The following is a 12,478-nucleotide window of genomic DNA, read 5'->3' on the forward strand; positions in this document are numbered from 1 at the left end:
ACAAAAAAGGAATTAAAAAATTGTATCACGAGGTAAAATTCTTACAAGTTTAAAATTCTATTTATCAAGTTATTGCTTGCTAACTAGAGTTGTATTTGTCAAAAAGGTTGCGTTTAATTTCTGAAAAATGTCAATTTTGAATTCTTCGGGTTGAAAAACATATGGTAATGAATTGTATAAAAAATAAACCTCTTGACTACTTTTTATGGGGTCGATAATGGTCGAGAGGTATATTTTTTTTGTTTAGACTGCTACATCATACTCCCGTAGAGCATCGTTCAATGATGTCTTTTTATTAGTGCTTTCCTTTCTTTGACCAATGATTAAGGCACAGGGTACTTGAAATTCGCCAGCAGGGAATTTTTTAGTGTAACTACCAGGTATAACCACTGAGCGTGCAGGTACTAATCCCTTTCTTTCTACTGGTGTTTCACCTGTAACATCTATAATTTTTGTACTCATTGTTAAAACTACATTTGCTCCTAGCACAGCTTCTTTCTCTATTCTAACACCTTCTACGACAATACAACGAGAACCAATAAAAGCACCATCTTCAATAATCACTGGGGCTGCTTGCAATGGTTCAAGAACTCCACCTATACCCACACCTCCACTTAAGTGCACATTTTTGCCGATTTGGGCACAACTTCCGACTGTGGCCCAGGTGTCTACCATAGTGCCTTCATCAACGTAAGCACCAATATTTACGTAACTGGGCATTAATATAGTGCCAGCTGAAATATATGCACCATGTCGTGCAACGGCATTAGGTACTACTCGTATTCCTTTTTCGGCATATCCCCTTTTTAGCGGAATTTTATCGTGATATTCAAAAATACCTGCTTCTAAGGTTTCCATTTTTTGAATAGGGAAATACATCACTACGGCTTTCTTAACCCATTCATTAATCTGCCATCCGTTGGAAGTTGGTTCGGCGCATCTTAATTTACCTACATCTAAAAGGTCGATAACCTCTCTAATGCAATCTTGGGTTGCAGACTCTTTTAATAGGTCTCTATTTTCCCATGCTTTTTCTATTTGTGCTCTCAGTTCTGTCATTTTCATCAAAATTTTCTCAAATATAAGTTGAAGCGGAGGAATTCACCATTTGTAAAAGCACATATAACAAATTATCCTTTATTTTTGCCAAAAATTAAGTTTGGGAAGGATTCTTGCAATTGATTATGGTGTAAAACGAATTGGCTTGGCAGTTACTGATGAGATGCAAATGATTGCTTTCGGTTTAACTACCATTCCTGAGAGCGAAATATTTGACTATTTAACCACATATATAAAAACAGAAAAGGTTGATACCATTGTAGTCGGCGAACCAAAACAAATGGATAATAAGGCCTCAGAGTCTGAGGTGTACATAAAACCATTTTTAGTTAAACTAGCAGAAAAATTCCCAACGATTCCTATAAAAAGGCATGATGAGCGTTTTACATCTAAAATAGCATTTCAAACCATGTTAGATAGCGGTCTAAAAAAGAAGCAACGAATGAATAAAGCATTAATCGATGAGATTAGCGCAACCATTATTTTACAAGATTTTTTAAAGACATTATAAATGATTTTACCCATTATTGCATACGGAGACCCCGTATTAAGAAAAGTTGCGGATGATATTGATAAAGATTATCCTAAACTGAATGATTTGATTTCTCATATGTGGGAAACAATGTATAATGCGAGCGGTGTTGGTCTTGCTGCTCCTCAAATTGGTTTGCCTATAAGAATATTCTTAGTAGATACCACACCATTTTCTGATGATGAAGATTTAACTGCAGAAGAGCAGAAGCAATTGGATGGCTTTAAGCAAGTGTTTGTCAATGCCTATATTGAAGAAGAAACAGGAGAGGAGTGGGCTTTTAACGAAGGTTGCTTAAGTATACCAGATGTACGTGAAGATGTAAATAGAAAGGATACTATTAAAATCACCTATTTAGATGAAAATTTCAAGGAACATTCAAAAACTTTTGATGGTCTATTGGCAAGGGTTATTCAACACGAGTACGATCATATAGAAGGTATTTTGTTCACTGACAAATTATCAGCCTTAAAAAAAAGAATGTTAAAGGGTAGATTAACGAATATATCTAAAGGGAAGATAAGTGTAGATTATCGTATGAAATTCCCTGCAATGAAAAAAGGACGTTAAAATCATATTTTAATTAATAGAAAAGTGTAATCTTTGTCTACTTAAATTTTAAAATAGTTTATGGGTTTAGAGAAAATTTTATCTGTTGCAGGAAAACCAGGTTTATATAAATTAATTACCCAAACAAGAACTGGATTTGTGGCGGAGTCTTTATTGGATGGAAAAAGAATAACCGTAAGTCTACGTGCCAGCGTAAGTGTATTATCGGAGATAGCAATTTACACGCTTGAAGAAGAAGTGCCGTTAAGAGAGGTTTTTGAAAAAATACAATCTAAAGAAGATGGAGGAAAAACTTCAATTAGCCACAAAGATGAAAAAATAAAATTAGAAGAATACTTTTTCGAAGTGCTTCCTAATTACGATGAAGATCGTGTTTATGTTAGTGATATTAAAAAAGTAATTCAATGGTATAATATATTGGCAGATAATAAAATAACTGATTTTTCAAGTGAAAAGGAAGAAGCAAGTGATGCCTCTGAGGAGGAATAAAAGAGTTTCAATTAAAATAAAAAGCCTTGATTTTTAAATCAAGGCTTTTTTTATGCAGTAGTTTATTTAGTCTTTTTTAATAGTTTCATATGTGAAATCACTTTTTTTCCAATCAATTAAAGGCGAGGGATAATACTTTACATCCATTCTATCTAAAAAGGGAGCTTGATCTGCCAAACGTATTTTATAATCTTCCCAGTTCCTATTTTCTTTAATACTCCAACTAAGTTCAGAATAGCCAATTATTCTTGGGAATGCTAAATATTCTAGTTCATCTATATTACTAATTGTTTCAGACCAAAGTGGCGCTTCTACGCCTAATATATTTTCTACAGGTATACCATATTCTTCCGGTGTCCAAACATAAGCAGTATCAACTGGTATGTAAGCGGCCCAGTGTAAGCCGAACTTAGATAAGGTGTCATATTCCATATCTAAATATGCTTTTTTGGCAGGTGAAATGATTATTTTCATTCCTTTCTCTACAGCTTTTTTTGCATTTTCTTCGCTTGCCCACCATTGTGAAATAGAAGTAGAATCTACATCCGCTATGGCTACTTCATCCCAGCCTATCATTCGTTTACCATGTTTCTGAACAATCTTTTCTACTTTATTAATGAAATAGATATAATCATTTTTCTTTGTCACGTGGCTTTCATCTCCACCAACATGAAAATATGGGCCAGGTGTTATTGCCGAGATTTCTCTTACGACATCATCAATAAAAGAATACACAGTATCCTTATGGGTGTCAAATGTGCTAAAGCCAACACGCATACCTTCATAAAGTTTAGGTGTTTTACCATTGCCATTTAAGAACGGATAAGAAACAGAAGCAGCGTTTGTATGGCCTGGCATATCTATTTCAGGTATAATGGTCATGTATCGCTCAGCTGCATAACGAACAATATCTTTGTAATCTTCTTGGGTGTAAAATCCGCCAGATTCACCACCAACTTCCGTGCTACCACCAACTTCGGTTAATTTAGGCCAAGATTTAATTTCTATACGCCAGCCTTGGTCATCACTTAGGTGTAAATGCAGCACATTTATTTTATAATAGGCTAGTAGGTCGATGTATTTTTTTACATCATCAACACTGAAGAAATGTCTTGCAACGTCTAACATAGAGCCCCTATAGCCAAAGTTAGGATTGTCGACAATCTTCCCCGACGGTATTGGCCAAATTTTCTGTAGAGCCAATGTGTCGTTACTTTCAATCGGCACCAATTGTCTTAACGTCTGTATACCTCTAAAAGCTCCTTCAGCTGTATTCGCATTAATAATGATTGAATCTTGATTTATGTATAGTTGATATGCTTCAGTCGATTCCAAGTCTATGCTATCGCTCTGGTTGATGTATATAACTCTTTCAATTGTATTGGCGCCTTCAGAATTTACAGGTATTGTTAAGTTCGTTTTATTTTTTAACTTATCTGCCAAAAAGGTACCTACCTCTTCAAAACCTGTTGCCTTTTTTGAGGTATAGATAGCGGTAAACTGATCTAATGCAAACGCTGAATTTGTTGGTGTTGTTCTTAAAGGTTTTGGAATTAAACTAACTTTAGACAAATCAGTTGTAGGCATGGCAATTCGTTCTTTTTTTTTCTCACTACAAGCAATAAAGGCTAAGGTGAGAGCGGTAAAAAATAAACTTCTGATAAAAAGGGTTTTAAACATTGTCTTTTATTATGGGTTGTTTACTAAATTTTTCATGGCTTCATACCAAATATCGTAGCCTTTTTGGTTCATGTGCAGTCCGTCTTCAATAAAAATATCAGTCATTAGTTTTCTATTATTTAGCATGGGGTGCCAAACATCTACATAATCTAATTGAACATCTTTTTTTGCAAGGCGTTCGAATTTTCTATTTAACTTTTTATATTTTCCACGAATCGCCCATCTGCTAATACTTGGTTTTGTAGCTATTAATATAATTTGGGTTGATGGACTGTTTGCTTTTATTCGACGGATGATCTCTTCTGTGGTATCAAGAACTTGATTTGGTCTTTTTTTTGCCCATAAATCATTGTCACCCTCATAAATAAAAACTTTTTTTGGGTTATAAGTTAACACCAAATCATTTAAGAAATATAGTAAGTCAGTTGATTGAGAACCTCCAAACCCAGAATTTACAATTTGATGATTTGGAAAACTCTGCTCTAGGTCCTTCCATAATCGTACACTTGAACTTCCTGTAAAAACGATGGTTTCGCGATTAGTGTCCCAAATAGTATCGTATTTTTCTGTGATAGCATTGACCTCATTAGAAAAGGTGATTTCTGACTGTGCACTACAGTAAAAACTACTTAATATTATGCAAAAATATAGAAGAAAGAGTTTGCCTATTTTTAATTCGGTAGAATAATGATTTTTATGTTGCATGAATTTAATTGACTGTTGGTTTTGTTAAACTTTCGGTAAGTGCCCAACTATAAAATTGTGAAATCCAATTATCAGAAGCAAGATTCTGTTTTTTCATACCAAAACCATGTCCGCCTTTCGAGTACATATGCATTCCAACATTTTTGCCATTTGTTAACCAAGCAGAGTACAAGTCAGCACTTGGCTTTGCAAGTTCTAATGGATCATCAGAGGCGCATACAACTAACATAGCTGGAGCATCGTTAGGGACTTTGTACTCGCCGATTATGGTCATCCAAGGGTAGACAGGTACAATGAAATTCGGTCTATTTTCCTGTGTATAATTAAATGTTACTCCCATAGTAACTGCGCCACCTGCCGAGAAACCTATAAAGCCAATTTTGTTTGGGTCTAACTTCATTTCTTTTGCATTAGTTCTTACATATGTAATGGCTGCCAAACCATCTGCAATCGAAAGTGGTAGTACGGGAGATACCCTTTCACTAATTTTAGCAGGATTGGTATTTCCTTCATCGGTAATCTCTTTAACGCCATCAATACCTGTAGGTACCAGTCGATATTTTAACACAAAAGCGGTAATTCCTCTATTATTTAACCACTTGGCAACATCTCGCCCTTCACTGTTAATACTTAATCCGTAAAGTCCACCTCCAGGTGCAATAATTACACTAGTTCCATTTGGTTGATCAGCTTCATATACTTCTAATCGTGGTACAGATACATTGGTTATTACTTGAGTATCCCATATTTCCGAGAAGTACTCTTTCTCGTCGGTTGACCATTTAACTTCAGAGTTAGGGGTGAACGGCAATTCAATAATACTTTGGGCGAGTATATTCATCGAAACTAGTAAACAAGGTATGAGAAGTATATTTTTCAATCTATTTTTTTAAATAAACGATTCAATTAATTGATATATAAGAGCTGCCAATACGCCACCGATAATAGGGCCAACTATAGGTACCCAAGCATAACCCCAATCGCTTTTACCTTTGTTTTTAATTGGTAATATCGAATGCAATAAACGCGGGCCAAAATCTCTTGCTGGATTAATAGCGTAGCCTGTAGGCCCACCTAGTCCGAATCCTATACCCATAACAAGTAATGCAACAGGTAGGGCATCTAAAGAACCTAAGGAGACAGCATTTTCACCCATTGCACCGCCAGCAATATAGAAAACACCAAAAACAAGTGCGAAAGCACCGATGATTTCAGTTACCAAATTCCAAAAAGGACTTTTTATGGCAGGGGAGGTTGAGAATGTTGCTAATATAGAACCCGTATCTTCTGTGGCTTCGTATTGTTTTTTATAGGTTAACCATACTAAAAGATTGCCCATAATAGCACCTAATACTTGAGCAATAATGTAACCAGGTACTAATGCCCATGAAAATTTACCTGCGGTTGCAAGACCAATGGAAACAGCAGGGTTAAGATGTGCGCCACTGACATCGGCAGACATAAATACACCTATGAAAACTGCTATACCCCATGCTAAAGAAATACCTGTCCAACCAGAGTCACTACCTTTTGTTCCTTTTAAAACTAGGTTGGCAACGATTCCATTTCCTATAAGTATTAACATGGCAGTTCCGATAAATTCAAAAATATATACAATCATTGTTTGGTTGGTTTAAGTGGATTAAGATAAAAAAAAACGAGGAATAATTAAGAATTAAAACGGTTTGTTACATTATTGATAATTGCGACTGGTTAGATATGTGAAACTCAATGTTTTTTGATTTAATGGCATTAATTAGATCTTTTGGTTTTTAAAGATTTAATAAGGAACACTGATTTTGTAATTTTATGAATCGTGTTGGAATTAAATAGCATGAAAAATATTTATCTTAACTTTCGCCAGGTTGATTTTAAATTACTAATACGCTATGAAATTTGTTAAATATGTTCTTGTTTTTTGTTCGATAATAATCTTTGCAGCCTGCTCGTCAGATGATGATGGCAATGAGAGTCAGGAAAGTCCATTAGTTATTGGTACTTATAATTTGACCGAAGTAAATTTAAGTACAGCTCAAGACCCTAATGAAGATGGTGTGTCCTCGGTAAATATGTTAGACGAACTTTCTTGTTTGACAGGATTGCTAACGGTAAGTGGAGATGGAACGTGGAATATGGACTTAATTGAACTGAATATAACAAGTATAACTGGAGACCTTTATGATATAAGATGTGGTCGTGCTATAAACTATACAGGTAAATGGACAATTCTAAGTAATGTTTTGAATTTAAATAATAGTGAATTTTCTACTATGACTTTTAATTCGTCAACATTGACTGAAAGTGTAAATGATGATTTACCTGGTATTTCAAGTAGGAGATTTTTAAAATAATAGTAATTTTTTACTTTATCTGAAGGAGTTACTCGGTATATCTAACACCATGAACATTCATTTTTAAAGTATAGACAGAGCCCTTGGCGGTTATAAATAAAATGTCTTGGTTTTTTCCACCAAATGTAACATTTGCAGTCCATTCCTCATTAATAGGTATGTGTTGTATTTTATGACCTTTCGAGTTAAAAACAGTTACACCTTCACCAGTAAGGTATATGTTTCCTTTATTATCAATGGTCATACCGTCAGAACCCATATCTGTAAATAACGTGCGGTTTGTCAATGTTCCATTATTTTGAATGGAATAAGAATAGGTTTTTTGGTCTCCAATATCTGCCACATAAAGTGTTTTACCATCTGGTGTGCCAATAATGCCATTAGGCTGTACAAAATCAGTTGCAGCAATGGTAATATTTTTTAAGTCCGGTGAAATGTAATACACATTTTTTTCTTCAATTTCAGCAGTAGTTCTATCCCAGTAGGGTCTTTGGTAATAGGGGTCGGTAATATAGATTCCTCCTTGTAGATCTACCCAGATATCATTTGGTCCATTTAATTTTTTACCCTCAAAATTGGTTATAAGTGTATCTACCATACCATTCTCATTAATTCGCCATAGTTCATTTTCATTATCAGCTGCTGCCAATAATTTCCCATTATGGTCAAAATACAAACCGTTGGCCCTACCTGCAGGTTCCTTGAAAATACTTAATGTGTTATCTGACTCATTCCATTTAATAATCTTGTCATTTGGTTGGTCTGTGAAAAATACATTTCCGTTTTTGTCCGATGCAGGACCTTCCGTGAAACTATACTCGTTTGAAATTTGAATTAATCCTGCACCTTCAGCAACCAAATCTACTGATTGAGATTTACAGGAAATTATTGAAATTGAGCAAATAATTGTTGTTATAAATTGAATGGTTGTTTTCATAATTGGCACTAAATATTCTTAAGATAATCCATATTGTATTTCATGCTTTCAACAGGTGTGCTAGCATATTCTTCTTGTTCTATATAAATATGTTCTACACCAGAAAGTTCTTTATTTTTCAGCATTAACGCTATGTCGAGAACTCCTTTACCAAATTCAGTACTTTCCTTTTTGGTCATATCCATATCTTTTAAGTGCCACAGGGGAAATCTACCTGGGTATTTCTTAAAGTAAGAAATTGGATCTTTGCCAGCAACGACAACCCAGCCAAGGTCCAATTCCATATGTACTAAATCAACTTGAGTATTGTCCATTAACACATCGTAAAGAACCTGCCCATTTTCAGTATCAAATTCATATTCATGGTTGTGATATCCAAATTTCAGGCCTAATTTCTTGCACGCTTCCCCAGCAACATTAAACTGTTCGGCTACTTTCTTATAATTATCAACTGTTTGTCCATCCGACGGCATTGAAGAACAAATAAGATGCTCTTGGCCAGAGGCAACAGCATCTTCCATAGTTTTTTCAAATTTATCATCAAGACGTACATGGCCGCTTGTAATTTTCATGCCTAAATCTTTACAAGTTTGTCCCATTTCTGTAGGTGTAAGACCGTAGTAATATCCTTTTGCCGAACCTGCACTTTCAATTTCTTTAAAACCTAAATTAGCAATATCTTCTAGTGTTTTCTTAGGATTCTCTAACATGCTATCTCTAAAGGAATATAGTTGAACACCATAAGTTGAATTTTTAGTTATAGCATAACTAAATTGTGGCATTATCAGTGTTGCGGCACCGAATAAACTTGATTGTTTAAGGAAATTTCTTCGCGTCTTCATGAGAGTTGGCTTTTTGGTTATAAAAGATTGTAGGTTTTAGGCATTTAAATGTACAAAAACTAAACAGGAATTTTAGTGGGTCATACCTGTGATACGTATTTTTGTAAAAACTTCACCAATGAATAGTAGGAAAGATCAATTAAATGCCCTTGATAGATTATTAACTATCATGGACGAGTTACGTGAGCAGTGCCCTTGGGATAAAAAGCAGACAATGCAATCACTTCGGCATTTGACTATTGAGGAAACTTACGAGTTGGGCGATGCTATACTAGATAATGATCTGAACGAAGTGAAGATGGAATTAGGAGATGTACTTCTTCATATTTTGTTTTACGCTAAAATTGGTTCAGAAACTGAGGACTTCGATATTGCAGACGTTGCAAATGCCATAGGCGATAAATTAATTAATAGACACCCTCATATTTATGGTGATGTAAAAGTTGCCGATGCTGAAGAAGTGAAACGCAACTGGGAACAGATAAAGCTAAAAGAAGGTAAAAAAAGTGTTTTGGAAGGTGTGCCACGAAGTTTGCCCGCACTTGTTAAGGCGAATAGAATACAAGATAAAGTTGCAGGGGTAGGTTTTGATTGGGAAAAACCAGAACAGGTATTTGAAAAAGTACAAGAAGAACTAGGTGAATTACAAGTAGAGGTTGCATCTGGGGAAGTCGATAAAATTGAATCTGAATTCGGAGATGTACTTTTTTCGATGATAAATTACGCTAGATTCTTAGGTGTTAATCCTGAAAATGCGCTCGAAAGAACCAATAAAAAATTCATTAAACGTTTTCAGTATTTAGAGAAAAACGCAAAACAAATGGGTAAAAATTTACAGGATATGACCTTAAAAGAAATGGATATATTTTGGAATGAAGCTAAGACTAAAGAATAATCCTATTCTTGTAAAACGTTATCGACAATTCTCGTTAAATTTCTAAGGGTAATCGGTTTAACAATATATTCTGAAATTTCAGGAATTGATTTTGCACGGTCTACGTCCTCTGAGCTAAATGAAGAAGTCAGCATATAGATTTGTATGTTTTTTTTTATTCTTTTAATTGCGACCTTAAATTTTTCCATAAATTGAAACCCATCAAGAATAGGCATATACAGGTCTAAAAGAATTATGTCTGGTAATTTATCTGTAGAATCAAAATTATCAGATAAAATTTTTAAGGGCTGAGTTGAATCTGTAAATTCAATAACATTAGTTACCGAAAGTTGCCTAAGGTTTCTATTCATTACATATTTTGAAATATCGTCATCGTCGATTATCCAAATTAATGGTGTTTCACTCATACTACTAATAGTTAATGGTCTTGTAGTGTTAATACAATATGAATAACGCTTTATTATGTGCAAATAGTACATTAGCTTGAAATATATTTCATCTATATTTTCTGATGGCTATTTTTTTTGGGGAAGAAATTATTGATGAATAATCATTCAGCTCTGCTTATTTATAGTTTTTTTATTTATAAATAGGACAAAATCTTTTCTTATACCATATAGTGTAGTGGTTATTTGTTGAGATAATTTTTATTTGAATTATAATCAAAAGAGAATGTTTGCAAAGATTTCCAACTTTTTAATACGGTTCTATTTAAGCTGAAATAGGCTAATTAGAAGTACCTTTGCCAAAATTTTAGATTAAGGTTTGTTACAAAAATTCACCAAAGAATTTAGATATAATATTAAGCTTTCCGTTCCTGTAATTTTAGGAATGTTGGGTCATACTTTCGTGCAATTGGCAGATAATATTATGGTTGGCCAATTAGGTACAGCTGAATTAGCAGCAGTTTCATTGGGTAATAGTTTTGTGTTTATAGCTATGTCGTTGGGTATAGGTTTTTCTACTGCAATTACACCTTTGGTCGCAGAAGCAGATGGAGCAGGTAATAAAAAGGATGCTAAAAGAGCATTGAAGCATGGTTTGATGTTGTGCACAATTCTGGGTTTGACCTTATTCGGATCGATTTTGCTGGCGAAACCCGTAATGCACATGATGAATCAACCGGCTGAGGTGGTAGTGTTAGCATTGCCATATTTAGATTTGGTTGCTTTTTCATTGGTTCCGTTGATTATTTTTCAAGCATTTAAACAATTTTCAGAAGGCTTGTCGCAAACTAAATACCCAATGTACGCAACCATTGTGGCAAACATTATTAATATTATATTAAACTATCTTTTAATATTTGGAACTTTTGGTTTTCCAGAAATGGGAATTGTAGGAGCTGCAATAGGTACGCTTGTCTCTCGATTTTTTATGGTATTTTATTTATGGTTTATTTTAAAAACCAAAGAGAAATTTAAATACTACGTAACCGGATTCGATTTTGCTAAAATTGAGAAAACGGTGATAAAGAAAATCATAGAATTAGGATTCCCTTCATCATTACAAATGTTTTTTGAAGTTGGTATTTTTACCTCTGCAGTATGGTTAAGCGGTGTTTTAGGTAAAAATGCACAAGCAGCTAACCAGATTGCCTTGAACTTAAGTAGTATGACCTTTATGTTTGGTATGGGTCTAGGAATAGCTGCTATGATACGAGTTGGTAATCAAAAAGGCTTAACGAATTTTACCGACCTAAGGCGCATTGCCCAGTCCATATTTTTACTGACCTTTTTGTTAGAAATATTCTTTGCTATTCTTTTCTTATTAGGTAGGTTTTGGTTCCCTTCTTTATATTTAGATATTAATGATTTAGCCAACATCACTGATAATACAGAAGTTATAGTTATTGCGGCCGAGTTATTATTGGTGGCTGCATTTTTTCAAATTTCAGACGGAATTCAAGTAGTGGTGCTAGGTGCGTTACGTGGATTACAAGATGTCAAAATACCAACGGTTATTACTTTTATTTCTTATTGGTTAATAGGTTTTCCTGTAAGTTTTTACTTGGGTCTCTACACAGATTTGAAAAGTACTGGTATTTGGATTGGTTTGCTAACAGGTTTAACCGCATCGGCCATTATGTTGTATCTTCGATTTAATTATTTAACAAAAAAACTAATTGCTGGGTAATTGTTTCAATACCTAATGAGCAATTAAATTTCAACTTATATAGTATATTTTTTATGGAATTTCCAAAATTTTTACTGGGTGACAATACTGATTATCCAACAGCAATATTTGTTGTACATACCGAATTTCCAAGGTTTATTATAAATCTTGAAAATGACGAAGTAGAATGGCTTGAAGAATTTTCTAAGGAGGATGAAAAAGAATTAGAAGAGGAAGCAGAAAATTTAATAGTAGCTGCCACCGCTTTCTACGATAGAGAAGTCTCTAGATATGAAGATTAAGTAA

Annotated in this window: 15 protein-coding genes; 7 read left to right on the plus strand and 8 right to left on the minus strand. The window is 34.3% G+C overall.

The genetic code is table 11. The annotated features are described in order from the left end of the window. Positions 1 to 243 precede the first annotated feature (243 nt). Positions 244 to 1,059 (minus strand): 2,3,4,5-tetrahydropyridine-2,6-dicarboxylate N-succinyltransferase, encoded by an 816-nt coding sequence (locus AACZ41_RS08975; RefSeq protein ID WP_091623268.1) that lies wholly within the window; start codon positions 1,057 to 1,059, stop codon positions 244 to 246. A gap of 100 nt (positions 1,060 to 1,159) precedes the next feature. Here AACZ41_RS08975 and ruvX point away from each other — a divergent pair, with 100 nt between their 5' ends. The 3 genes from ruvX to AACZ41_RS08990 are packed head-to-tail and all read left to right on the plus strand — an operon-like array spanning position 1,160 to position 2,650. Next, positions 1,160 to 1,570, plus strand: coding sequence for a Holliday junction resolvase RuvX (gene ruvX / locus AACZ41_RS08980; protein WP_339628077.1), 411 nt, complete (start codon positions 1,160 to 1,162; stop codon positions 1,568 to 1,570). Beyond that, positions 1,571 to 2,161, plus strand: coding sequence for a peptide deformylase (gene def / locus AACZ41_RS08985; RefSeq protein ID WP_339628078.1), 591 nt, complete (start codon positions 1,571 to 1,573; stop codon positions 2,159 to 2,161). 60 nt (positions 2,162 to 2,221) lie between these two features. Then, complete coding sequence (locus AACZ41_RS08990) at positions 2,222 to 2,650, plus strand: DUF5606 domain-containing protein (protein ID WP_339628079.1); 429 nt, start codon at positions 2,222 to 2,224, stop codon at positions 2,648 to 2,650. A gap of 66 nt (positions 2,651 to 2,716) precedes the next feature. Here the strand turns inward: AACZ41_RS08990 and AACZ41_RS08995 are convergent, their stop codons facing one another. The 4 genes from AACZ41_RS08995 to AACZ41_RS09010 are packed head-to-tail and all read right to left on the minus strand — an operon-like array spanning position 2,717 to position 6,656. Next, on the minus strand, positions 2,717 to 4,330 hold the full coding sequence (locus tag AACZ41_RS08995; RefSeq protein WP_339628080.1) for a family 20 glycosylhydrolase: 1,614 nt from the start codon (positions 4,328 to 4,330) through the stop codon (positions 2,717 to 2,719). A gap of 9 nt (positions 4,331 to 4,339) precedes the next feature. Then, positions 4,340 to 5,035, minus strand: coding sequence for a GDSL-type esterase/lipase family protein (locus AACZ41_RS09000; RefSeq protein WP_339628081.1), 696 nt, complete (start codon positions 5,033 to 5,035; stop codon positions 4,340 to 4,342). 4 nt (positions 5,036 to 5,039) lie between these two features. Continuing rightward, entirely contained in the window at positions 5,040 to 5,876 is an 837-nt protein-coding gene (locus AACZ41_RS09005; protein WP_339628082.1) for an alpha/beta hydrolase, read from the minus strand. A 48-nt stretch (positions 5,877 to 5,924) separates the two neighbouring features. Beyond that, positions 5,925 to 6,656 carry an MIP/aquaporin family protein gene (locus tag AACZ41_RS09010; protein ID WP_339628083.1) on the minus strand — a complete coding sequence of 244 codons (732 nt, stop codon included), beginning with the start codon at positions 6,654 to 6,656 and terminating at the stop codon, positions 5,925 to 5,927. A gap of 268 nt (positions 6,657 to 6,924) precedes the next feature. Here AACZ41_RS09010 and AACZ41_RS09015 point away from each other — a divergent pair, with 268 nt between their 5' ends. After that, positions 6,925 to 7,386 (plus strand): hypothetical protein, encoded by a 462-nt coding sequence (locus AACZ41_RS09015; protein WP_339628084.1) that lies wholly within the window; start codon positions 6,925 to 6,927, stop codon positions 7,384 to 7,386. A 28-nt stretch (positions 7,387 to 7,414) separates the two neighbouring features. Here the strand turns inward: AACZ41_RS09015 and AACZ41_RS09020 are convergent, their stop codons facing one another. Together AACZ41_RS09020 and AACZ41_RS09025 are read right to left on the minus strand one after the other, a co-directional pair. Then, a complete protein-coding gene (locus AACZ41_RS09020) occupies positions 7,415 to 8,323 on the minus strand; it encodes an SMP-30/gluconolactonase/LRE family protein (RefSeq protein WP_339628085.1) in 909 nt (302 codons plus the stop codon). Positions 8,324 to 8,331: 8 nt separating this feature from the next. Then, positions 8,332 to 9,165: a sugar phosphate isomerase/epimerase gene (locus AACZ41_RS09025; protein ID WP_339628086.1), complete on the minus strand. Its 834-nt coding sequence runs from the start codon at positions 9,163 to 9,165 to the stop codon at positions 8,332 to 8,334. A 118-nt stretch (positions 9,166 to 9,283) separates the two neighbouring features. Here AACZ41_RS09025 and mazG point away from each other — a divergent pair, with 118 nt between their 5' ends. Next, positions 9,284 to 10,060 carry a nucleoside triphosphate pyrophosphohydrolase gene (gene mazG, locus AACZ41_RS09030; RefSeq protein ID WP_339628087.1) on the plus strand — a complete coding sequence of 259 codons (777 nt, stop codon included), beginning with the start codon at positions 9,284 to 9,286 and terminating at the stop codon, positions 10,058 to 10,060. 2 nt (positions 10,061 to 10,062) lie between these two features. Here mazG and AACZ41_RS09035 read toward each other — a convergent pair whose 3' ends face one another. Next, positions 10,063 to 10,467, minus strand: coding sequence for a response regulator (locus AACZ41_RS09035; protein ID WP_339628088.1), 405 nt, complete (start codon positions 10,465 to 10,467; stop codon positions 10,063 to 10,065). 358 nt (positions 10,468 to 10,825) lie between these two features. Between AACZ41_RS09035 and AACZ41_RS09040 the strand changes: the two genes are divergently transcribed. Together AACZ41_RS09040 and AACZ41_RS09045 are read left to right on the plus strand one after the other, a co-directional pair. Then, positions 10,826 to 12,193, plus strand: a complete 1,368-nt coding sequence (locus AACZ41_RS09040; protein WP_339628091.1) for an MATE family efflux transporter — start codon at positions 10,826 to 10,828, stop codon at positions 12,191 to 12,193. Between the two features lie 53 nt (positions 12,194 to 12,246). Continuing rightward, complete coding sequence (locus AACZ41_RS09045; RefSeq protein WP_091622933.1) at positions 12,247 to 12,474, plus strand: hypothetical protein; 228 nt, start codon at positions 12,247 to 12,249, stop codon at positions 12,472 to 12,474. The last annotated feature ends 4 nt before the right edge of the window (positions 12,475 to 12,478 follow it).

This window comes from uncultured Maribacter sp., from assembly GCF_963974015.1.
In the GTDB taxonomy this organism is placed as follows: domain Bacteria; phylum Bacteroidota; class Bacteroidia; order Flavobacteriales; family Flavobacteriaceae; genus Maribacter.

Coding starts and splice junctions, on each gene's coding strand:
- AACZ41_RS08975 (WP_091623268.1), bottom strand. CDS start 1,059: ATGACAGAACTGAGAGCACAAATAGAAAAAGCATGGGAAAATAGAGAC.
- def (WP_339628078.1), top strand. CDS start 1,571: ATGATTTTACCCATTATTGCATACGGAGACCCCGTATTAAGAAAAGTT.
- AACZ41_RS08990 (WP_339628079.1), top strand. CDS start 2,222: ATGGGTTTAGAGAAAATTTTATCTGTTGCAGGAAAACCAGGTTTATAT.
- AACZ41_RS08995 (WP_339628080.1), bottom strand. CDS start 4,330: ATGTTTAAAACCCTTTTTATCAGAAGTTTATTTTTTACCGCTCTCACC.
- AACZ41_RS09000 (WP_339628081.1), bottom strand. CDS start 5,035: ATGCAACATAAAAATCATTATTCTACCGAATTAAAAATAGGCAAACTC.
- AACZ41_RS09005 (WP_339628082.1), bottom strand. CDS start 5,876: ATGAATATACTCGCCCAAAGTATTATTGAATTGCCGTTCACCCCTAAC.
- AACZ41_RS09010 (WP_339628083.1), bottom strand. CDS start 6,656: ATGATTGTATATATTTTTGAATTTATCGGAACTGCCATGTTAATACTT.
- AACZ41_RS09015 (WP_339628084.1), top strand. CDS start 6,925: ATGAAATTTGTTAAATATGTTCTTGTTTTTTGTTCGATAATAATCTTT.
- AACZ41_RS09020 (WP_339628085.1), bottom strand. CDS start 8,323: ATGAAAACAACCATTCAATTTATAACAACAATTATTTGCTCAATTTCA.
- AACZ41_RS09025 (WP_339628086.1), bottom strand. CDS start 9,165: ATGAAGACGCGAAGAAATTTCCTTAAACAATCAAGTTTATTCGGTGCC.
- mazG (WP_339628087.1), top strand. CDS start 9,284: ATGAATAGTAGGAAAGATCAATTAAATGCCCTTGATAGATTATTAACT.
- AACZ41_RS09035 (WP_339628088.1), bottom strand. CDS start 10,467: ATGAGTGAAACACCATTAATTTGGATAATCGACGATGACGATATTTCA.
- AACZ41_RS09045 (WP_091622933.1), top strand. CDS start 12,247: ATGGAATTTCCAAAATTTTTACTGGGTGACAATACTGATTATCCAACA.